The sequence below is a fragment of the Rhizobium sp. Leaf341 genome (assembly GCF_001424325.1).
In the GTDB taxonomy this organism is placed as follows: domain Bacteria; phylum Pseudomonadota; class Alphaproteobacteria; order Rhizobiales; family Rhizobiaceae; genus Ferranicluibacter.
The window spans coordinates 312,691-332,616 of sequence record NZ_LMPE01000015.1 but is presented as its reverse complement, the minus strand read 5'-3'; the positions used below and the strand labels follow the sequence as shown (position 1 = coordinate 332,616).

Genomic DNA, 19,926 nt, shown 5'->3' with positions numbered 1-19,926 from the left:
AGTTGAACTCCTCCAGCCGGATGACGATGAGAAGCGGTGCGATCTCCGATACATACGGCAGATTGCCCGCAATGAAGATGACGGAGCCGTATTCGCCGACGCCACGGGCGAAGGCGAGTGCGAAGCCTGTGAGAACGGCCGGCGCAAGGCCCGGCAGCAACACGCGGCTGATGGTCTGAAATCGCGTTGCGCCAAGCGTTGCTGCCGCTTCCTCGACCTCGCGGTCGATCTCTTCCATGATCGGCTGCACGGTGCGCACCACGAAGGGCAGCCCGACGAAGATCAGCGCGAAGACGATCCCGATCGGCGTGAACGCGATCTTCAGCCCCAGCGGCGTCAGCAGGCTGCCGATCCAGCCATTCGGGGCATAGAGCGTCGTCAGCGCGATGCCGGCCACGGCCGTCGGCAGCGCGAAGGGCAGGTCGACCATGGCGTCGATGGCGCGCCGCCCGAAGAAACGGTAGCGCACCAGCACCCAGGCCAGCAGCACGCCGAAGACGACATTGGCCAGGGCGGCGACAAAGGCTGTTCCGAAGCTGATCTTCAACGCGTTCAGCGTCCGCTGATCGGTCGCCAGCGTCCAGAACGTGCTCCAACCGAGCGCGCTCGATCGCCAGGCGAGGCCGGAGAGGGGAATGAGAATGATGAGGATGAGCCATGACAAAGTGACGCCGAGCGCCAACCCGAAACCCGGGATGACGCTCGGCTGTCGAAATTGCCACCGCTGAGGGAGGCTTGCGGTCATGTAATCTTATTGCCCCGGCTTGTAGATCTGGTCGAAGACGCCCCCGTCTCCGAAGAATTTCGGCTGAGCTTCCTTCCAACCACCAAATTCGTCAATGGTCGAGAGCTTCACGTCGGCAAACCGCTTGATATCGTCCGGATCGGCCGCTTCCGGCTTGAACGGGCGATAATAATGCTTGGCGGCGATCTTCTGCCCGACATCGGAATAGAGATATTGCAGATAGGCCTCGGCGACCTTGCGGGTCCCCTTCGCGTCGACATTGCCGTCGACCAGGGCCACCGGCGGTTCCGCCTTGATGGAGACCGACGGGGTCACGATGTCGAAGCTTTCGGGACCGAGCTCTTCCAGAGAAAGATAGGCCTCGTTTTCCCAGGCGATCAGCACATCGCCGAGACCGCGCTGGACGAAGGTGGTGGTGGCGCCGCGCGCACCCGTGTCGAGAACCGGCACGTGCTTGAAGAGCTGGGCGACATAGTCCTGTGCCTTGGCGTCGTCGCCACCGTTCGCGGCGCGGGCCCAGGCCCAGGCGGCGAGGAAGTTCCAGCGCGCGCCGCCGGAGGTTTTCGGGTTGGGCGTGATGACCTGCACATCGTCCTTGACCAGGTCGCCCCAGTCCTTGATGTTCTTCGGGTTGCCCTTGCGCACGAGAAACACGATCGTCGACGTATACGGCGCGCTGTTGTTCTCGAACTTCGTCTTCCAGTCGGCAGGAATCTTGCCGCTTTCCTTGGCGATGGCGTCGATATCGGCTTCGAGCGCCAGGGTTACGACATCGGCCTCCAGACCGTCGATCACCGAGCGGGCCTGTTTGCCCGAGCCGCCATGCGACGTCTGGATCGTCACCGTCTCCCCGGTATCGGCCTTCCACTTCTCGGCAAAGGCAGCGTTGAAGTCCTTGTAGAGCTCACGCGTCGGATCATAGGACACGTTCAGGATCGTCTGATCGGCAAAGGCAAAGCCCAGCCCGCCCACCTGAATGCTGGTGGCCAGCAGCGCCACCGTGAAAAATCGGGATATACCCTTTGCGTTCATTGCTCTCGCCCTCCGTCTTGTCGCGAGTAATCTAGCTGGTCTGTCGATTAAGGTAACGAAGAAGTTTGCGCCTGAAAGACCGTTTGGAGAAAAGTCCTGCCGTCGGGTCTCCCGCTTGCGCAAGATTGATGCGACAAGACCGAAGTGGCCGGCAGGAGGACTGCAACATGAGCGACATACTGTGCGAACCGCGGGAGGTTCTCGCGTTCTGGTTCGAGGATGTCGATCCGGAGCACTGGTACAAGGCGCATCCGGCCCTGGATGCGGAATGCGACCGACGTTTTCGTGCAAGCCATCTCGCGCTCTCGCGCGATGTTGCGCCCGCATGGCGCGCGACGCCGGACGGCCGGCTCGCTGCCGTCATCCTGTTCGACCAGATGTCCCGCAACATCTATCGTGCGTCGCCGCTTGCCTTCGCGACGGACGGTCTGGCGCGTCGCGAGGCCCGGCTGGCCTTGGAGGCGGGCGCAGACCAGGCGGTCGAGCCGGTGCGGCGTGCGTTCTTCTATCTCCCCTTCGAGCATTCGGAGGCCATGCCCGACCAAGACCTTGCGGTCCAGCTGTTCACCGCGCTTGGCGATCCCGTGCTTCTCGATTTCGCCGTGCGCCATCGCGAGATCGTTGCCCGCTTCGGACGCTTCCCACATCGGAACGCCATTCTCGGCCGCATGCCGAGCCCGCAGGAGGAAGCCTTTCTGTTGCAGCCGGGCTCCCGCTTCTGAGCTCATCCGGACGCATGTTGGTGAAACCGGCTCGGCGTTGCGGCGCGAAGCCCAAAATTCGCCATACCGAGCCGTCAACCGGAACGCGCATGGCGCTCCCGCGCGCCTGATTCTCTTCGGTCGCGTTGCGATCTTCCTGAAGCCTTTCAACACGGTCCGTTGGAGAAGACAGACCCAACCGTGAAAGCATGTGCCTCCGCGATGCCCCGTCTCTTCGTCCTCCTGCTCCTTCTCGTGGCCAACCTGTCGCCGGTACTGGCCCAGCAACCGGCTGCCAGTTCGCCGTCGGCCAATCAGCCGGCTGCAAGTCAGCCCGCTGCAACCCAGCCCGCTGCAGGTCAGCCGGCGGCGGCGCCTTCCGCGGCCTCTCCGCCCGTACCGGCTCCCGCCGGCGCCGGACAGCAGGGCTCAGGTCAGCAGGGCTCCGGACAGCAGGGCTCCGGCAACGGCGCGTCGGAACGCGACCGGACGGATGAGGGGCAGACCGACGCGACGCAGAAGCTGGATGCGGCGCGCAAGCGGCTCGACACGCTGGCCGCGCAGGTCGACAACACCAATGCGGCGGAGACGGGACGCTCCACCCAGGCCAACAATGCGAACGCGGCGGACAACCGGCTGGCCGAGATCAAGGCCCAGGTCGATGACCTGTCGCAGCAGGTGGCCGGCCAGTTGGATGCGGCCCGCACCCGCATCGAACAGATCAAGGGACGCCTGACCGAGATCGGCGATCCGCCGGCCGCCGGTGCCGAGCCCGAAGCGTCGGTCGTGACCGAAGAGCGCAGCCGTCTGGTCAGCGAGCGCAACGCCCTGAATGCGGTGACCGGCACCGGGGAAACCCTCGTCGCCGACGCCAATGCGCTGTCGACGTCGATCACGGAGAAACGTCGCGTGCTGTTCTCCAACACGCTGCTCCGGCACACCGACATCAACCTCGACATGCTGGTGGATGCGGGACAGGCGCTCGTGGTCGAGGGGCGGGCCTTTTCCCGCAACATCGGCAGCTGGCTGACCTTCGTCTTTACCTTCAAGCGCGTGCCGCTGATGTGGGCGCTGTTGCTGTCGCTGTGCTCCGCGCTCGTTCTTCTTGCCGGGACCCATCGTCTCTTCGCGCCGCTGCTCCGTCGCTCCGTGCGCGATCTCCATCCGACCTACATCGCCCGCCTGTCGCGCGCCTTCGGCTCCACGCTGGTGCCGACGATCGCGTCCGCCACCTTTGCTACGACGGCCTTCTTCTTTCTGCAGTCCTTCAATGTGCTGCGCCAGGACATCGCTCCGGTGGTGGTGACCTTCCTTGCCCTCTGTGTCGCGCTCCAGTTCGTCTGGACCATCTCGACGGCGGTCCTTGCGCCGGGGCAGGCGGTCTGGCGGCTTGTCCGCGTGTCGGATCGCGGTGCCCGCCTTCTGGTCGCGCTCATCATGGCGATGGCCTTTGCAAACCTCCTCGACTACCTCCTGGAGACGATCAGCGTCACCCTCGGTTCGCCCTTGGTGCTGACGGTGGCAAAAAGCCTGATCGCCTCGATCATCATCGGCCTGCTCCTGATGGCGGTCGCGCTGATCCGTCCTGTCATTCCGCAGGGCGAACCGCTGGACGGGCAGGGACGGCCCTGGCCGCGCGCGATTTCCATCCTGCTGCTGCTGGCCGGCCTCGGGCTCATCACGGCTGCGCTCTCCGGCTATGTCGGGCTTGCGCGCTTCATCGCCACGCAGATCGTCGTCACCGGCGCCATCTTCGTCACCATGTATATCGGCATCCTTACCGGCAAGGCGCTCGCCAAGCAGAACGCGCTCGCCAAGACCGTGGGTGGCCGCTACCTCTCCCATCGCTATCGGCTCGAGCCGATGGCGCTCGACCAGATCGGCCTTGCGGTCGGACTCGGCATCTATCTTCTGGTCGCCATGTTCTTCGTGCCCCTGCTCCTTCTCCAGTGGGGCTTCAAGATCGCGGATATCGAGGCCTGGGCCTATCGCATCTTCACCGAGATCCGCATCGGCACGATCACCATCTCGCTGGTCGGCATCTTCGCCGGCATCCTGCTGTTCGTTCTCGGTTTCGTCGTCACCCGCTGGCTGCAGCGCTGGATCGACGGCAGCGTCCTTGCGCGCAGCCGCGTCGATCTCGGCGTGCGCAACTCGGTTAAGACCGGCATCGGCTATCTCGGCATGGGCATTGCCGGGCTGATCGGCATCTCGGCCGCCGGCCTCGACCTATCGAGCCTCGCGCTGGTCGCCGGTGCCCTGTCCCTCGGCGTCGGCTTCGGCCTGCAGAACATCGTCTCCAACTTCGTGTCCGGCCTGATCCTGCTGGTCGAGCGGCCGTTCAAGGTGGGCGACTGGGTGATCTCGGGAACCACAGAGGGTTTCGTCAAGCGCATTTCGGTGCGCGCGACCGAGGTGGAAACCTTCCAGCGTCAGACGATCATGGTGCCCAATTCGCTGTTCATCAACGCCTCCGTCGGCAACTGGACGCACAGGAACAAGCTCGGGCGGGTCGACATCACCTTCACGGCGCATTCCTCCAATGATCCGCGCAAGGTGGTGGAGTCCTTGCGGGCGGCGGTGACGGGATTGCCGAACATCCTGCGCAATCCGGAGCCGATCATCGTCTTCCGCGGCTTCACGGCCGCCGAACTCGACTTCGAGGTGCGCGTGTTCCTTGCCGACATCCTCCAGGGCGTCTCCGTGCGCACGGATGTCCGCATGGCCGTCTTCGAGCGGTTCAAGGCGGATGGTATCGCGCTGGGTGGACCTGCCGCGCCGGAAGTGCCGATCAAGATCTCGCCTGAAGATGCCGAGGTCCTCTCGGCGCTCTTCCAAGGCACGCGATCAGCCGGCGGGCGTGCCTCCAGCCAGCTGCCGGGCGATGCCGGCGGCTACGTGGAGCAGCCGGGGGCAGAGCCGCCGGACAGCCGCAGCGACGATGTTCCGGACTCCTCGGAGAGCGGACGCACCGATGCGTTGCGCGGGGAGGAGCTGCGTGCGGATGCCAGGCTGTCCGCTCCGCCGCCCGCGCCCACCGCGCCTTCTGCGTCGTCGCCCACGACCGCGCCGCCGGCACGGACAGGAGATGTCGCCGATGGCGGGCCTGCGACAAACCCGGAACCGGGTGCGACCGGCTTGCGCAAAAGACGCCCCGGCCGCACACGCTAGTTGCCCAACACGCCGATCAATGGCTGTCGGCCAACCGTAAGCAAGCCGGCGACCCGGGATGGTCCATGTCGCAGGCTTTCTTCCATTGGTGATGAAAAAGCGACATTGAAGCCCTCGTCTTTTAACGACTGCGAAAACCTTTCTTGCTACCGTTCCTGTCAGTCTAGAAAAGAGAGCGCGCAATGTCGTTTTTCGGTGTGTCGGGGATGTATTACTCCGGAGAGTCCCTGCAACAGCACCGTATTGTGCTCGCAGAAGATAGCAATCTCTTCGCGGCCATGGTGTCGAAGCGTCTCAAGGAACTGCTCGATATCGATGTCATCGTCTGTAAAGACTACGACGAAGTCACCTTTGCCATCGAAAATGCTTCCTTCCCGGCGACGCTCGCCATTTCCAACATCAATCTTCCGGGCGCCGAAAACGGCGAAGCGCTGTCCTATCTCGTGGATATGAGCGTTCCCACGATCGTCTTCACCGGCACCTTCCAGGAAAGCACGCGTGAATCGATCCTTGCCCGGGACATCGTCGACTACATCATCAAGGACAGCGTCTTTGCCGTCGATATGCTGGTGGAATCGGTCTGCCGCTTTCTCACCAATCATCGCCATCATGTCATGATCGTGGATGACAGCCCGACGGCGCGGGCGCTTCTCACCTCGCAGCTGAAGCGGTTCAACTTCCGCGTCAGCACCGCCGACTGCGGGGCAACCGCACTGGAATTGTTGAAGCGGCATTCGGATATCGGGCTCGTCATTACCGACTACAACATGCCGGACATTGACGGCTTCGAGCTCACGCGGCGGATCCGCGGGGCCTATGGTCCCCATCAGCTCCGGATCATCGGTGTCTCGTCCTCCACAAACCGCCTTCTGTCGGCACGCTTCCTCAAGGCCGGCGGCAATGATTTCATCATGCGGCCCTTCGTCAACGAGGAGTTCTACTGCCGCGTCAACCAGAACCTGGACACGCTGACGAAGATCCGCACGCTTGGCACGCAGATGGCGCTCAGCGCCTGATCCGGCCAAAGCGCTTCCTTTCTCCCGACATGACAAACGCCCGGCTTCGGGCGTTTGCTGTTTCTGCTGGCCGGGATGTCTCCGCACCACTTGTCCGACAAAGATTTCGATTGCAGTACCGCTTTTGCGGGTGGCGTTAACGGAACACAAAAGCCTTCGTGGTAAGTCAGATAAAACATAACAGTTCGTAACCTCGCACTAGCGATGGTTGGGATCTTGGAGGAGCAGAACCGGCTGACGGTAGCCTGCTCGATAAGGGTGGGGACCTTGACGTTCAGCAAGCAAGAGCCGAGGGGGGATGCCGCGTTCAGCATGGGCGGCCGGCACCTTCTGCTGATCGAAGACTCGCGCGTCTTCTCGACGCTCATTCGACACGAGATCCAGGATGGCCCGGCCCTGACGGTGACGCACTGCGCATCCCTCGGCGATGCGAAGCGGGCGCTGGAGCACCAGAATTTCGATGTCGCCGTGCTCGATCTTAACCTACCCGACGCGCCGAATTGCGAGGCGCTGGACCTCGTGCTCGCGCACGGCATTCCCGCCATTGTCTTCACCGGCAGCTTCAACGACAGCACGCGCGAGCGCGTCATGGCGCGGGGCGTGATCGACTGCATCATCAAGAACGAGCGCGACTCGGTCTCGAACGTCGTCGCGACCGTCAATCGCATTCTCAGCAATGCCGCCACGCATGTGCTCGTCGCCGATGACGATCCGCAGCGCCGTCAGGCGATCGCCGCTGTGCTGCGCGAGCAGCGATTCCAGGTGGCGGAGGCGGGCTCGGCGGCAGATGTTCTCAACGCTGTCATGGATGGTCGGGTCGATCTCGTCGTCTGCGAGCATGCGGCGGGCGACCTGTCCGCGCTGCAGCTGCTTGCGGGCATGCGGTCCTATGAGGCGGAGACGATGGTGCCGGTGATCGCGGTGGCCTCGCAGGCCACGCGTGGGGACGCCGCCCGGTTCCTGAAGGCTGGCGGCGCCGATTTCATCGAGCGGCCGTTCGATCGCGACGAGTTCCTGGGCCGCGTCAACCGCTCCATCACCGTCCATCAGCGCATCAGTTCGCTGCAGCGGCTTGCCTCGCGCGACTATCTGACGGATCTCTACAATCGGCGTTTCTTCTTCCAGGAAGGCCCGCGCATCGTCGAGAAGTGCTTTCGCAGCAAGGCGGGGTCGTCGATCGCGATACTCGATATCGACCATTTCAAGCGCCTCAACGACACGTTCGGCCATGAGGTCGGCGATCTCGTCCTGAAGGCCGTGGCGCGGACCCTGCGCAATTTCGTCTCCAGCGATCACCTTCTGGCGCGGCTCGGTGGCGAGGAGTTCGGCGTGCTGTTCGATGGCCTGGATATCGAAGCTGCCTCGCTCTACTGCGAACAGCTGCGCGAGACGATCGCTCGCACGCAGGTTGTCACCGATGACGAGGATCTGTCGATCACGGTGTCGATCGGTCTCGCCCCGATCGAGCAGCGCGAGGTGTTCGACAACTATCTGCACGCTGCCGACCAGTTCCTCTACATGGCAAAACACGCTGGCCGGAACCGGATCGTGTCCGAACTGACGATGATCAACACGATGGCGTCGTAGGGCAAGCTGCAGGGGCGGGCGACGCCGCCGCGCCGTTGGAACGTCAGGCCGAGCGGGCCGTCTGCGCCAGTGTCACCTTGCGGTCGGCACGCTCCTGCTGCGGCGACCGATTGTAGAGTTCGCGATAACACTTGGAAAAATGCGACGCGGAGACGAAACCGCAGGCGACGGCAACCTCGACCACCGGCATGGCGGACTGGACGAGGAGGTGACGCGCGCGGTCCAGACGGATCTCCAGATAGTAGCGGGCAGGGGAACGGCCCATCTCCTGCCGGAACAGCCGCTCGATCTGGCGTCGCGACAGGCCGGCGCTGTCGGCCAGTTCCAGCAGGGAAAGCGGTTCGGCCAGATGGCCTTCCATCAGTTCGATGATCGACAGGACCTTGGCGTTCTGCACGCCGAGGCGGGCCCGCAGCGGCAGGCGCTGCCGATCGTGCGGGCCGCGGACCCGGTCGGTGAGCGCCTGTTCGCAGACGCGGTTCACGAGATTCTCGCCGAAATCCTGGTCGATCAGGTTCAGCATCATGTCGAGCGAGGCCGTGCCGCCGGCGCAGGTGTAGATGTTGCTGTCGATTTCGTAGAGATCCGCGAAGACGTCGACCTGCGGAAAAGCTTCGGCAAAGCCCGGCAGGTTTTCCCAGTGGATCGCACAGCGCTTGCCGGTCAGGAGGCCGGCCGAGGCCAGCACATGGGCGCCCGTACAGAGGCTGCCGACGGCGACGCCGCGATGATAGACCTCTCTCAGCCAGGCATTGACCGACTTGTTCTGGAAATCCTCGACGAAGACGCCGGAGCAGACCAGCACCATCGAGGGCCGGCTTTCGCCGCCGAGATGCTTGCGCTCGTCGGCAACCGACGAATTGACCTCGAGCGCGATGCCGCTGGACGAGACGACCTGTGCACCGTCCGTGGAGGCGAGCCGCCAGGAATAGGCTTCGTAGCCCAGCATGCGGTTGGCGATCCGCAGCGTTTCGATCGCCGCGGCGAACGGCAGCAGCGAGAAGTTGGGAACAAGGAAGAAGACCAGCGAGCGCTTGGCGGTAAGCGACATGTTCACAAGCATATCTCCGTGCAGGGCGTATGGTCATTCGTCGCGCACGCTCGACCGGCGCGCTTGCCTGAATGCGACACTGGCATGGACGGACACGACTGCCAAGAGAATTAATTTGCGACATGCCGCAGCATGCCTCAAAAAGTATCCTCGGTTCGTGCAACTGCCCAAAAATGCTGCTTTGCAGCATGAATTTGGAGGGTCATCCGAAAGAGCTGATAGACACTTACGGTGTTGATTGCTCTGTTTGCGACGCTCCCGCGGACGCGCGCGCTGTCGGAAACAGGCAATGAGCTCACGTCGCCTCAATCGGGGTCATCGCGACGGAAAAAGGCGTCTCGCCGGCTGGCGAAACGCCTGGGATTGTCTGTTAACGGCTCCGCTCGGCGAGCGAAGATCGGCCCGTTTGACCTCGTCCTGCTGAGACCTTTCGGCATGGGCGTCACAACGACCGTGTGGTCCGCCTGTCGGTCATGGTGTCGGTGGTCGAGGGAAAGCCGATATCCTTAAGCGTATCATAGGACAGCGACGCCAGGGCACGCTCGGAGCGTCGATCCTGCCAGATCTTGACGAGGCGAGCGGCAAGCGTCAGTGCGCCGGCACGGCTGCGGGTTCCCGATGACGCGGGAGTGAGGGAAGGCGAAAGGCTGAAATACGACATTGCACTGGTTCCTTTTGAAGGTGTTCGTCAAAAGGTCGCGACCATGAGAAAGTTTGCCGCAACCCGGTTCATCAATCCAACGAATAGATTTGATGCGTCAGTTCAGTAATCTTGATGGGCTGGTCGTCGACCATGGCGACGTCCTGGCGCACGATGTCCGGCAAAACGCGGAGTGCCCGGCACGTGGCCGCGCGTGCAGCAGCAAGCCTGTGCCGCGCGATGACGCCCTCGACGTAGCATTGAAGCGCACCCAGAGGCGTTCGCTGCACGCGCTTCACGGCTGGTCGAGGCTGCGTCTGGAGAAAGAGAATATTGCTGGTCATATCGCGTCTCCGATGTCTGCATCTTGACAATGCGCCGGGGTGGAGGTTCAATCAAACGATATGAACTGATGGTATCGTTCAGTTTTTCTGATGATGGAGACGTCATGAATATCGCGATGCGGCACGCGCTGCCGATGCTGGAAATCGATGTTCTCAAGACCTTCGTTGCCATTGCCGAAACCGGCAATTTCACGACGGCCGCCGAGGCCGTCTACCGCACGCCGTCGGCCGTCTCGATGCAGATCAAGAAGCTGGAAGATCTGTTGGGCTGCGCCCTGTTTCTGCGGGACGCGCGCTCGGTGTCGCTGACGCCGAAGGGAGAGGTGCTGCTGGGCTTTGCCCGCCGCATGCTGGCGCTGAACAACGAAGCCGTCACACGCTTCCTGATGCCCGACATGCAGGGTGTCGTGCGGCTCGGGGCGCCCGAGGACCTCGGCGAGCGCATTCTTCCCGATGTCCTCAAGCGGTTCGGCGAGACCTTTCCGAATGTCACCGTGGATGTGATGATCGGGCAAAGCAACGTCATGCGCAAACGGGTCGAGGAACGGCGCATGGACATCGTCATCTACAACAGCTTCCCGAGCGAGACCTTGCGGGAGGGCGAGGTGCTGATGCAGGAGCGGCTTGTCTGGGTCGGACGGCGGTGCGGCACGGCACATCTGCGCGAGCCGCTGCCGGTCTCGATGTGGGAAGATGGCTGCGTCTGGCGCGCCGATGCGATCGACAAGCTGACCAAGGCGGGGCGGGCGCATCGCGTCGCCTTCCTCAGTGCGCACACGACAGGCCAGAAAGCAGCCATCCTTGCGGACCTCGCGGTCGCGCCCTTGCCCCGCTATCTTGTCCAGGGAGATCTCGTGGAGTTGGGCCCCTTGGAGGGGCTGCCGGGTCTCGGCACCTACAATATCGGCATCCAGATGATCGAGGATGCCTCGGCGCCGGTCCTTGCCGTGGCCGAGCACGTTCGCGCCGCCTGCCTCGCTCTCGTCTAAAGCGCGTTGCGTGAAAAGGATTCACGCAACGCGCTTTACGGTCTTAATTTGATGCATGTCGTTTCCCGAAGCCGCTGCACACGTTCGGGCGACATGCATTGGGCGCTTGTCGCACGACCCTACGGCGGGCGTGCCCCGCCTGGCTAAGCTAGATGCGGCTCAGGCACCGTCGGTGGTCTTCTTCAGCCAGCGCAACACGCGGATCTCGTCGTCGTTCATCCAACGCGTCATCTTTTCGCTCGTGCTGCGGCGCTGGGCGCGCAAGATGCGGAGTTCGCCGTTTTCGAAGTCCTCGAACACCTTCGGGTGGATGTAGGAACTGCGGCAGACCGCGCGGGTGTTTACGAGAGCCGCCGCGATGCCATCTACCGCTTCGTTGATCTGGCGCTTGCGCTGCCGCTCGCTTTCTGCGGGCTCCACGGTGGACAAAGCCGTCGCCGCCATCTGGGTCGCCCCCCAGGTGCGGAACTGGCGGGAGGTGAACTCGCCGCCGGTGGCCTCGCGAATATAGGCGTTGACGTCCTGCGAGCGGATTTGATGGCGGTCGCCGTCTTCGTCCAGGTACTGGAAGAGCTGCTGGCCGGGAAGCTCCTGCAGCGAGCGGATGATGCGGGTGATCCGGCGGTCGCTGTGGCTGAGGCGCCATTCCTTGCCGGATTTTCCCTTGAACTGAAAATGCACGCTCGATCCGGAGACCTTGACGTGGCGGTTCTTAAGTGTCGTCAACCCGTAGGAACCGTTCTCCTCGGCATAGACGGTGTTGCCGACGCGTATGAAGAGATGATCGAGCAGCCAGACGATCGTTGCGAGCGCCTTTTCCATGCCGGGCGTACGCATGCGCAAATCATGGTCGACGCGCTCGCGAACGTTCGGCAGGCGCGCGGCAAAGGCGGGAAGCAGGGCGAATTTCGCCTTGCCGCGTTCCGCGTGCCAGTCCGGATGGTAGCGATACTGCTTGCGGCCCCGCGCATCCTTGCCGATCGCCTGCAGGTGCGTCTGCGGATCCGGCGAGATCAGAACCTCCGTGTAGGCGGGCGGGATGGCAAGGGCCGAGATGCGGTCGACTTCGGCCGTATCCGTGATGCGTTGACCATCCGGTCCGTAATACAGAAAGCCGTTCTTGCCCTGCTTGCGCGTGATCCCCTCGTCGAGACGCGAGAGGTAGACGAGCTCGGGGCTCGGCGTACCCTCCGGCTCTCCGGCGGTGCGTTTCTTGCCGACCGAAGCGGCGATGGAAGCTGTGATCTGGTCCACGATGTCCAATGAACTTGGAGAACGCAGGGAAGTTCCGGCGGCATCCGCGGTTTCATCCGTGTAAGAAATACCATTCCCAAGCTGAAGATTCTGGTGTTTTCCTCGAGTCGCCGTGAACTTTTTCGGGGTCCGCGCGTTACCAGACCGAAGACACCTGTCTTTCCCCATCTGGCGTTATTCAAGGACCCAAGCCATGACCGCAAAGACCATCGCTACTGTCGGCATCGTACTCGCTTCTGTCGTTTCGCTTTCCGCTTGCGGCAACACCATCCGCGGCATGGGCAAGGACACGGCCAACACCGTGAACGCCACACAGGATGCAGGCCGTAGCGTCGAACGCGCTGCCAACTGATCGACCAGACATCCTCTTCATGCAAACGCCGGCGACCTTGAGTCCGCCGGCGTTTTCGTGTCTCGTACCGTTTAACATCGCGTATCATGGCGCCAAACGATTGTCTGAAGCCTATGATTCTCAAGCTCTTATCGGCACTTCTTCTCATGCTGTCCATCGCTCAAGAGTCTCGCGCGGCCTGTCGCGTCGTCCGGCACCTCGATACGGACTATGCCGTCTGCGATGTCGATCCCCGCGTCGCATCGCTGCGGGTCTTCCATGCCGACGAGAGCGGGCGCGCCTACGGCGGCTTCACGGCGCTGAAGACCGACCTGCTGCGCGAGCAGACGCGCCTCGATTTCGGCATGAACGGCGGAATGTACGAGAAGGACCTGTCGCCCGTCGGGCTGCTGGTCATCGACGGCATCGAGCGAAAGCCGATTGCGGCCGGCGAGGGCTGGGGCAATTTCTATCTGCGACCCAACGGCATCTTCGCGCTTCGGGATGGCACGGCGATCGTGCGGGAGACGCAAGCCTATCGCCGCACGATGACGGCGACCCCGGACTTCGCGACGCAATCCGGGCCGATGCTGGTCATCGACGGCACCATTCATCCCGCCTTCAAGCCGAACAGCGACAGCCTTCAGGTCCGCAACGCCGTCGGGGTCGATCCCGGTGGCGTGGTGCACTTTGCGATCTCGCTGTCGCCGGTGCGCTTTCACGATATCGCGACGCTTTTCCGCGACAGTCTCGGCTGTCCGAATGCCCTGTTTCTCGACGGGCACATTTCCAGTCTTTATGCGCCGGAGATCGGGCGCATCGACGAGACCTATCCCATGGGGCCGATCATCGCGGTGACCACGCCCATGTGGCACGGCGCCGGCTCGTCCAGGGCGACCCCCTGACGTTCAGACCGCAGGCTCACGCCTTCGGAAAGGCGCGCTCCAACCCACCCGACTTGGTCAGGCCGTTGCGAAAGGCCTGATAGGCTGCGTGCTGGGACGAGCGCGCCGCCTCGGTCAGGCGAATCTGCAGACGGGCGGGGGCGGCATGGCCGAGCCAGAGGCCGCGTTGTTCCAGCTTCAGCGTGTGCAGGAAGCGCGCGCCGGCCGAGCGGTCGAGGAACCGGTGGAGACCGTCGATCAGGGCATCGTCCTGTTGCGGGTTGTCCATCATCAGGGACAGGAAGGCGGTGTCCGCGGCCTGCAGGCGTTCGATGACATCGGCGACGGCATCGCGGTCTGTCGGTGTCGGCTGCTGCATCGGGCTGCTGGTTGTCTGCGTGTACATGGGGTCCCCTCAAGCCGGTTGTCGCGTCTTCATGCCATGCGAGGCTGAAGCCGGACTGGAGCCTTGAAGCGCGCGGCCACGGCTCAGAGGGCTGCCTTCACCTTTGCCACGATGTCCGGCGGCAACCAGTTGCTCCAGACGGGTTCGAAGGTCTTGAGGAAAAACTGTGCGGCTTCCGTCCGGTTGCCGTCGGTCTGGTCCATGTGGGCAAGCACGCTGTTCACCGTCTGATTGTCCCATTGCCGTTTCGCCAGATAGACCATGGGTGCGGAGCCTGCCTTTTCCGGCACGCGTCGCGTGACGATCGTATAGACATCGGTGGTCGGGTAGCCGTTCACGACGGGCGCGCTGCAGTCGGGTACGGCGGTGCAGCTGTTCCACTCCGCGCGGTCATGGCCGACCCCGAAGGACAGCTTGACCATTTCGTATTTGCCGAGGATCGCGGTCGGCGCCCAGTAGTAGCCGAGCCAGCCCTTCTTGTCCGCGAAGGCCTGCGCGATGGAGCTGTCGAGACCGGCGGCGGATCCGGAATTGATCAGCTCGAACCCGGCCTCGTCTCCCTTCAAGGCCCGATACAGGTTGGCGGTCGGGATCTGGCAGTTCCAGTCCGACGGGCAATTGTGGACCGCGCCCTTGCTCTCGTCCCGCGGAGACGGAAAAAGATCGGGATGCTTCAGCGCATCCTGCACGGTCTTGATATCGGGATGGGCGTCGCTGACATAGCGCGGGATCCACCAGCCTTCGACGCCGCCATCGGTCAGGACGCGGGTGGTTTCGATCAGCCTGCCATCGCGCAGCGCCTCGTCGAGCGGCCTCTGCAGCGATGCCGCCCAGATCTCCGGCGCGATATCCGGTCGCCCCTCCGCATCCATCGAGGCGAAGGTCGGCATGGTGTCGCCGGGCACGAGCTCGACCGTGCAGCCAAAGCCCGTCTCGAGAATGATCTTGTCGATATGGGCCATGATGGCGGCCGAGCCCCAGGTCATCTCGGCGATCGACAACGTCCCGCAGCCGGCAGCCCTTGCAGGCGTGCCGGAGGTCAGAAGGGCGATGCCCGCAAAAATGCCGAGCGCTGTGACAAGGCTCGCGCAGAAGCGCGCGCTGATCCGCGCCTCGCGCATCTTGCGACGCGTCCTCGTCCGGCGGATCCCTCCGCCGGCGGTGCCTGGCGTCTTGCTATGGTATCTTTCCGACATTTTCCGGATCCTCTGCCACGGATCATCGCCGTCGTCTGTTTGGCAGCCTAGAACCTCCACAACAGAAATCAACCGGGGATGTCGATGTGCATCCTCGAGATCTGCTCACAACCCCTTGAACTTTAAGTCTTTCAAATGTTCGATATGACGAACATTTATCTGCCGCTCCTTCACCGGTGAGGCCACGAGGTGCACGTCCCTGCGGTGTGCCGCGTCGTCTGCCCTGCGACGGCCACCGTACAAAACCGGAATCACCCGTCAGCCAGGTAACGCTCTGGTAACCCTCTCGGCCTAAGGATAGGGGCGTGGCTGGTGGCAGCGGCACTGTCGGATCAGGTTTTGCGTCCCGGCAATCGGCCAGCCTTTCGGCATCCGTTCGATGCCTCCGCTTGACCGTCCCGCGCCGTGCGTTCTTCGGCGTCCAGGACGGAAAACCGCAGGGCTTCGGCTGCTGCGGTTTTTGCGCGTGGAGGAACCGTCGGGCTCCATGGCGTGCGATGCCGCCGGGTGCTATCAGGCCGCATGGCAAGAACGATCATGCTTCAGGGGACAGGTTCGGATGTCGGCAAGACGGTGCTCGTCGCCGGTCTGTGTCGGATCGCGTCCAATCGCGGCTGCCGCGTCGCCCCTTTCAAGCCCCAGAACATGTCCAACAACGCCGCCGTTTCGGCCGACGGCGGCGAGATCGGCCGAGCGCAGTGGCTGCAGTCGCTGGCCGCCCGCATCCCGTCCTCGATCCACATGAATCCCGTTCTCCTGAAGCCGCAGTCGGAGACCGGCAGCCAGGTCGTCGTCCAGGGCAAGGTGGCCGGGCAGGCGCGGGGCCGCGACTATCAGGCGATGAAGCCGAAGCTGCTCGGTGCGGTGCTCGAGAGCTTCGAAACCATCCGGGCCGGTCGCGATCTCGTGGTGGTGGAGGGCGCGGGTTCGCCGGCCGAGATCAATCTGCGGGCCGGCGATATCGCCAATATGGGCTTTGCAACCCGCGCCGGGGTGCCCGTCGTGCTGGTCGGCGACATCGATCGCGGCGGCGTCATCGCGTCGCTGGTGGGGACGCATGCGGTGCTGGCGCCCGAGGATCGGGCCATGGTCACGGGATACCTGATCAACAAGTTCCGCGGCGACGTGACCCTCTTCGATGACGGCATCACGGCCATCGGTGGCTATACCGGCTGGCCCTGTTTCGGCGTCGTGCCCTGGCTGAAGGCCGCGCGCCAGCTGCCGGCAGAGGATTCCGTGGTGCTGGAGCGCCTGTCGCGGGGAACGGCGCGCGCCCTGACGATTGCCGTGCCGCTCTTGCCACGTATTGCCAATTTCGACGATCTCGATCCGCTTGCGGCGGAGCCGTCGGTGGATCTTCGCTTCATCCGGCCGGGGGAACGGTTGCCGGACGACGCTGCGCTCGTCATTCTTCCCGGTTCGAAAGCGACGATCTCGGATCTGGCCGCGCTGAAGGCCGCCGGCTGGGACCGGGACCTGGGGTCGCACCTTCGTCGGGGCGGGCGCGTGATCGGCCTTTGCGGCGGCTATCAGATGCTCGGGAAAAGCATTTCCGATCCGCTCGGCATCGAGGGCGGCGCTTCGACCGTCGACGGGCTCGGTCTGCTCGACGTGGCGACGGAGATGGCCCGCGAGAAGGTGGTGCGCAACAGCGGCGCCCGCTCCACCGAATATGACGTGGGACTCGAGGGTTACGAGATCCATCTGGGCAAGACGACGGGGCCGGACGGCGCGCGTCCGCCCGTGATGATCGGCGACCGGCCGGACGGTGCCGCATCGCCGGACGGTCGCGTCATGGGCACCTATCTCCACGGTCTTTTCGGCAATGATGCCTACCGTGCCGCGCTGCTGCGCAGCTTCGGCATCGAAGCGGAGGCCTTCGATTATCGCGGATCCGTGGACGCCGCGCTCGATGCCGTGGCCGGAGAACTGGAAGCGGTTCTCGATCCCCATTGGCTCGACGGATTGCTGTCTCGCTAGACCTTCGGCATCCTTCTGTCTGAAATCGAACTACAATTCACCCGATGCCTCGCGGCGGCGGCGGTCCAGTTCCTCGCTGTAGCGGCGCAGGGTGTAGCTCTCCGTCAGCACGCCGACGACGCGACGTTCGATCAGATTGTTGCAGACGGCGAGAGCGTCGCTCTCGGTCTTGTCGAACAGGGTCGCCGCCTGCCGGGCGTTCATGTTCGGCTGCAGGAAGTCGTTCGGCAGCTTGATATAGTCCTCGATCCCCTTGCCGGCGGCGTCCTTCTCCACCGGGCTGGCATAGACCTCGGGAATGAGGATCACGCCGGCATAGCGGTTGCTGTCGTCGACGACGATGGCGCGCTGGGCCGAGCCGAGCGGGAAGTCCACCTTCAGCTCATCCAGCGTCGCCTTGGCGTTGATCGTGCGGACGTCGGGGCGCATCAGTCGGCCGACCGTCAGATTGCGGATCCAGCCGACATCGTGGGCGCTGCGAATGCTCTCGCCGCGCAGGTGAAAGCGCCAGGTGGCAAACGAGTAGCCGAAGGTGGTGCGCACGACCAGCGATGAGGTGATGACGGCGGCCAGGACGAGGGCGGTGATGGGAAAGTCGCCGGTGATTTCGAGAGCCAGGAAGGTCATGGTCAACGGACCGCCGATGATGGCGACCGCGAGCGAGCTCATGCCGACCACGGCATAGATGACGGGTGTCAGCGTCGTATCGCCGAAGACATAGGGGACGAGGTCGGCAAAGACCTTGCCGAGCAGCGCGCCCATGAACAGGGAGGCGAAGAACAGTCCGCCGCGAAAGCCCGAGCCGATGGAGACCGCCGTCGCGATCGATTTCAGCAGGAACAGGCCGACGAGCATGGCGATCGGCGTCGCATGCGAGAGGTTGAGATGCAGGGCCCCATGCCCGCCTGAGAGAACCTGCGGCGAGATGGTCGCGAGCAGGCCCACGACGATGCCGCCGATGGCCGGGCGGATGGGGGCGGGGATCGAGCTCTTGCGCGCGACCTCTTCCGTCAGGGACACGCCCTTCATGATGAGAATGGCGACGCCGGCCGAAAGGGCGCCGAGAAGGATGGCCGGCACGTAGTCGCCGGGAACGACATCGCCGAAGGCGCCGATGTCGATGGTGAACTCGTCCCCCCAGAGAAGGCGCGTCACGAGATTGGCGACAAGCGCGGAAACCACGACCGGGGTGAGGGACGCGATGGTGTAGGCGCCGATGATCAGCTCGAACGCATAGAAGGCGCCAGTCAGCGGGGCATTGAACGCGGCCGCGATCGCGCCGGCCGCACCGCACCCGAGCAGCGTGCGCAGGTCGTTGCGCCGCAGCTTCAGATTGACGCCGATCTTCGAGGCAAGACCGGAGGCAAGCTGGGTATAGCCGGCCTCCAGGCCCACCGAAGCGCCGAAGCCGTTGGAGACGAGGTTCTGGACCGCCACCACGATGCTGTCGGTCAGCGACATGCGCCCGCCGTGCAAAGCATTGGCCTCGATCGGGTCGACCATCGCTTTCTTGCGCCAGAGCGCGAGCCCCATCATCAGCAAGCCCAGCAAGAGCCCGCCGACGATCGGCGCCATCAGGACCGAGATCTCGCCCTGAAGATCGGCCGAGCTGACGCGTTCGTAATCGGAGATTCCGAAGATCAGCTTGTGAAGCTGCAGCGAGATGAAGCTCATTGCGATAACGGCGAGCCCCGAGGTGAGGCCGACGACGATACCCGCGACCAGCAGCCCGATTTCGCTGCGTCGGGCAAAGATGCGCCATTCCGAGAAGGTCACGGATTTCAGCGCCAAACGCTTCACGCGGGCAAGGGTCAGCGATTTCAGGACGTCAAGCATGTGAGGCGCGATCTCGTCGGGCGTCCGGGACAGGGGAACGCACTGAGCTTCGGGTCGGGCGAAGTCCGGACATAGCGCGGATGATTGACTTGATCCAGCGACGCGCCTAATCTTCGCCGATGGATGGTTCCCGTGCGGCGTTTGTCGTTCGGGAGTAAATGGGAATGCGGAGGGATGGACCCACACAGGGCATCCTCATCGCAGCCGACCCCGCGACTGTAGAACGGTCAGGGTTCGCCATCCGGTTTCGTCCGGGGACGACGGATCATGCCGCGTGGTGCGGCTGGCGTCTTCCGAAGGGCAAGGCCGGAAAAGCCACTGAAGCAGCGATGCGAGCAACCGGGGTCGGACGCCTCCTTATCTACGAATCGTCCACCTCTTCGACATCGAGCCGGCCGTCAAAGGCCGGGTTCCTGTTTTGGGAAGGCGAGGCGGACCCGTTCTCAGGGCTCTTGCCCTGCGTGACGCCGTGAGCCAGGAGACCTGCCAGCCACACCGCGCCGCATCCTCATGATGCAGCGTTCCAGCGCCAGCACGGAGGTTGTCGTGGCACACGAAACGTTCGCCCACCGGGTCACACCGGCCGGCGGTTATGCCCTATGCGCATTCGCCCGCGATCGGGACGATGTCGATGCGAGCCCCGGATCGTCCACGCTGTCGCGTGGCGGGCGGATGGCCGACGGCGGTTTCGATCGACGCGCAGACGACCGGCGCGCCCCTGGTGCACATGGCGCTGCTCCGCATATCCTTGGCCCACATATCC

At 63.7% G+C, this 19,926-nt stretch carries 18 protein-coding genes and 1 riboswitch; of the genes, 9 read left to right on the top strand and 9 right to left on the bottom strand.

Translation table 11 applies throughout. The features are described 5' to 3' along the window. Both cysT and ASG03_RS16370 read right to left on the bottom strand, forming a co-directional pair. Positions 1–745 (bottom strand): sulfate ABC transporter permease subunit CysT (gene cysT / locus ASG03_RS16375; RefSeq protein WP_062695253.1); only part of this gene is annotated, 745 nt, incomplete at its 3' end. A gap of 6 nt (positions 746–751) precedes the next feature. Further along, the gene (locus ASG03_RS16370; RefSeq protein WP_062473985.1) at positions 752–1,777 is read right to left on the bottom strand and encodes a sulfate ABC transporter substrate-binding protein; all 1,026 of its coding nucleotides are present in this window, start codon (positions 1,775–1,777) and stop codon (positions 752–754) included. A gap of 167 nt (positions 1,778–1,944) precedes the next feature. Here ASG03_RS16370 and ASG03_RS16365 point away from each other — a divergent pair, with 167 nt between their 5' ends. The 4 genes from ASG03_RS16365 to ASG03_RS16350 all read left to right on the top strand — a co-directional run bounded on the left by ASG03_RS16365 (position 1,945) and on the right by ASG03_RS16350 (position 8,252). Beyond that, on the top strand, positions 1,945–2,499 hold the full coding sequence (locus ASG03_RS16365; protein WP_062473983.1) for a DUF924 family protein: 555 nt from the start codon (positions 1,945–1,947) through the stop codon (positions 2,497–2,499). Between the two features lie 201 nt (positions 2,500–2,700). Further along, complete coding sequence (locus ASG03_RS16360; protein ID WP_062694558.1) at positions 2,701–5,649, top strand: mechanosensitive ion channel family protein; 2,949 nt, start codon at positions 2,701–2,703, stop codon at positions 5,647–5,649. A 182-nt stretch (positions 5,650–5,831) separates the two neighbouring features. Beyond that, positions 5,832–6,665: a response regulator gene (locus ASG03_RS16355; protein WP_062473979.1), complete on the top strand. Its 834-nt coding sequence runs from the start codon at positions 5,832–5,834 to the stop codon at positions 6,663–6,665. A 312-nt stretch (positions 6,666–6,977) separates the two neighbouring features. Continuing rightward, positions 6,978–8,252: a GGDEF domain-containing response regulator gene (locus ASG03_RS16350; protein ID WP_062694556.1), complete on the top strand. Its 1,275-nt coding sequence runs from the start codon at positions 6,978–6,980 to the stop codon at positions 8,250–8,252. 43 nt (positions 8,253–8,295) lie between these two features. Here the strand turns inward: ASG03_RS16350 and ASG03_RS16345 are convergent, their stop codons facing one another. The 3 genes from ASG03_RS16345 to ASG03_RS16335 all read right to left on the bottom strand — a co-directional run bounded on the left by ASG03_RS16345 (position 8,296) and on the right by ASG03_RS16335 (position 10,287). Further along, positions 8,296–9,303 carry a GlxA family transcriptional regulator gene (locus tag ASG03_RS16345; protein WP_443216635.1) on the bottom strand — a complete coding sequence of 336 codons (1,008 nt, stop codon included), beginning with the start codon at positions 9,301–9,303 and terminating at the stop codon, positions 8,296–8,298. A gap of 442 nt (positions 9,304–9,745) precedes the next feature. Beyond that, a complete protein-coding gene (locus ASG03_RS16340; RefSeq protein WP_062694552.1) occupies positions 9,746–9,964 on the bottom strand; it encodes a hypothetical protein in 219 nt (72 codons plus the stop codon). A gap of 71 nt (positions 9,965–10,035) precedes the next feature. Continuing rightward, positions 10,036–10,287, bottom strand: a complete 252-nt coding sequence (locus tag ASG03_RS16335; protein ID WP_062694550.1) for a hypothetical protein — start codon at positions 10,285–10,287, stop codon at positions 10,036–10,038. A 104-nt stretch (positions 10,288–10,391) separates the two neighbouring features. Between ASG03_RS16335 and ASG03_RS16330 the strand changes: the two genes are divergently transcribed. Continuing rightward, positions 10,392–11,276 (top strand): LysR substrate-binding domain-containing protein, encoded by an 885-nt coding sequence (locus tag ASG03_RS16330; protein ID WP_062473963.1) that lies wholly within the window; start codon positions 10,392–10,394, stop codon positions 11,274–11,276. A gap of 159 nt (positions 11,277–11,435) precedes the next feature. On the opposite strand, the gene ASG03_RS16325 is transcribed toward ASG03_RS16330, so the two are convergent. Continuing rightward, positions 11,436–12,530, bottom strand: coding sequence for a DNA topoisomerase IB (locus ASG03_RS16325; RefSeq protein ID WP_338012404.1), 1,095 nt, complete (start codon positions 12,528–12,530; stop codon positions 11,436–11,438). Positions 12,531–12,723: 193 nt separating this feature from the next. On the opposite strand from ASG03_RS16325, the gene ASG03_RS16320 reads away from it, so the two are divergent. Together ASG03_RS16320 and ASG03_RS16315 are read left to right on the top strand one after the other, a co-directional pair. Further along, complete coding sequence (locus tag ASG03_RS16320; RefSeq protein ID WP_062473961.1) at positions 12,724–12,882, top strand: entericidin A/B family lipoprotein; 159 nt, start codon at positions 12,724–12,726, stop codon at positions 12,880–12,882. 113 nt (positions 12,883–12,995) lie between these two features. Then, positions 12,996–13,766: a phosphodiester glycosidase family protein gene (locus ASG03_RS16315; RefSeq protein ID WP_156381852.1), complete on the top strand. Its 771-nt coding sequence runs from the start codon at positions 12,996–12,998 to the stop codon at positions 13,764–13,766. A gap of 16 nt (positions 13,767–13,782) precedes the next feature. On the opposite strand, the gene ASG03_RS16310 is transcribed toward ASG03_RS16315, so the two are convergent. Beyond that, a complete protein-coding gene (locus ASG03_RS16310) occupies positions 13,783–14,151 on the bottom strand; it encodes a hypothetical protein (protein WP_244475292.1) in 369 nt (122 codons plus the stop codon). An 83-nt stretch (positions 14,152–14,234) separates the two neighbouring features. Next, positions 14,235–15,272, bottom strand: coding sequence for a glycine betaine ABC transporter substrate-binding protein (locus tag ASG03_RS16305; protein ID WP_062474574.1), 1,038 nt, complete (start codon positions 15,270–15,272; stop codon positions 14,235–14,237). Between the two features lie 597 nt (positions 15,273–15,869). On the opposite strand from ASG03_RS16305, the gene ASG03_RS16300 reads away from it, so the two are divergent. Next, positions 15,870–17,327, top strand: coding sequence for a cobyric acid synthase (locus ASG03_RS16300; RefSeq protein ID WP_062694546.1), 1,458 nt, complete (start codon positions 15,870–15,872; stop codon positions 17,325–17,327). A 30-nt stretch (positions 17,328–17,357) separates the two neighbouring features. On the opposite strand, the gene ASG03_RS16295 is transcribed toward ASG03_RS16300, so the two are convergent. Beyond that, positions 17,358–19,163: a chloride channel protein gene (locus ASG03_RS16295; protein ID WP_062473955.1), complete on the bottom strand. Its 1,806-nt coding sequence runs from the start codon at positions 19,161–19,163 to the stop codon at positions 17,358–17,360. A 107-nt stretch (positions 19,164–19,270) separates the two neighbouring features. Next, positions 19,271–19,669, top strand: a riboswitch (cobalamin riboswitch). Positions 19,670–19,709: 40 nt separating this feature from the next. Here ASG03_RS16295 and ASG03_RS21885 point away from each other — a divergent pair. Next, positions 19,710–19,926: hypothetical protein (locus tag ASG03_RS21885; RefSeq protein WP_210168552.1), on the top strand; the 217-nt coding region annotated here is incomplete at its 3' end.

Excerpts from the sequence above, each read along its gene's own strand:
- ASG03_RS16370 (WP_062473985.1), bottom strand. The coding sequence starts at position 1,777 with ATGAACGCAAAGGGTATATCCCGATTTTTCACGGTGGCGCTGCTGGCC.
- ASG03_RS16365 (WP_062473983.1), top strand. The coding sequence starts at position 1,945 with ATGAGCGACATACTGTGCGAACCGCGGGAGGTTCTCGCGTTCTGGTTC.
- ASG03_RS16360 (WP_062694558.1), top strand. The coding sequence starts at position 2,701 with ATGCCCCGTCTCTTCGTCCTCCTGCTCCTTCTCGTGGCCAACCTGTCG.
- ASG03_RS16355 (WP_062473979.1), top strand. The coding sequence starts at position 5,832 with ATGTCGTTTTTCGGTGTGTCGGGGATGTATTACTCCGGAGAGTCCCTG.
- ASG03_RS16350 (WP_062694556.1), top strand. The coding sequence starts at position 6,978 with ATGGGCGGCCGGCACCTTCTGCTGATCGAAGACTCGCGCGTCTTCTCG.
- ASG03_RS16345 (WP_443216635.1), bottom strand. The coding sequence starts at position 9,303 with ATGTCGCTTACCGCCAAGCGCTCGCTGGTCTTCTTCCTTGTTCCCAAC.
- ASG03_RS16340 (WP_062694552.1), bottom strand. The coding sequence starts at position 9,964 with ATGTCGTATTTCAGCCTTTCGCCTTCCCTCACTCCCGCGTCATCGGGA.
- ASG03_RS16335 (WP_062694550.1), bottom strand. The coding sequence starts at position 10,287 with ATGACCAGCAATATTCTCTTTCTCCAGACGCAGCCTCGACCAGCCGTG.
- ASG03_RS16330 (WP_062473963.1), top strand. The coding sequence starts at position 10,392 with ATGAATATCGCGATGCGGCACGCGCTGCCGATGCTGGAAATCGATGTT.
- ASG03_RS16320 (WP_062473961.1), top strand. The coding sequence starts at position 12,724 with ATGACCGCAAAGACCATCGCTACTGTCGGCATCGTACTCGCTTCTGTC.
- ASG03_RS16315 (WP_156381852.1), top strand. The coding sequence starts at position 12,996 with ATGATTCTCAAGCTCTTATCGGCACTTCTTCTCATGCTGTCCATCGCT.
- ASG03_RS16310 (WP_244475292.1), bottom strand. The coding sequence starts at position 14,151 with ATGTACACGCAGACAACCAGCAGCCCGATGCAGCAGCCGACACCGACA.
- ASG03_RS16305 (WP_062474574.1), bottom strand. The coding sequence starts at position 15,272 with ATGCGCGAGGCGCGGATCAGCGCGCGCTTCTGCGCGAGCCTTGTCACA.
- ASG03_RS16300 (WP_062694546.1), top strand. The coding sequence starts at position 15,870 with ATGGCAAGAACGATCATGCTTCAGGGGACAGGTTCGGATGTCGGCAAG.
- ASG03_RS16295 (WP_062473955.1), bottom strand. The coding sequence starts at position 19,163 with ATGCTTGACGTCCTGAAATCGCTGACCCTTGCCCGCGTGAAGCGTTTG.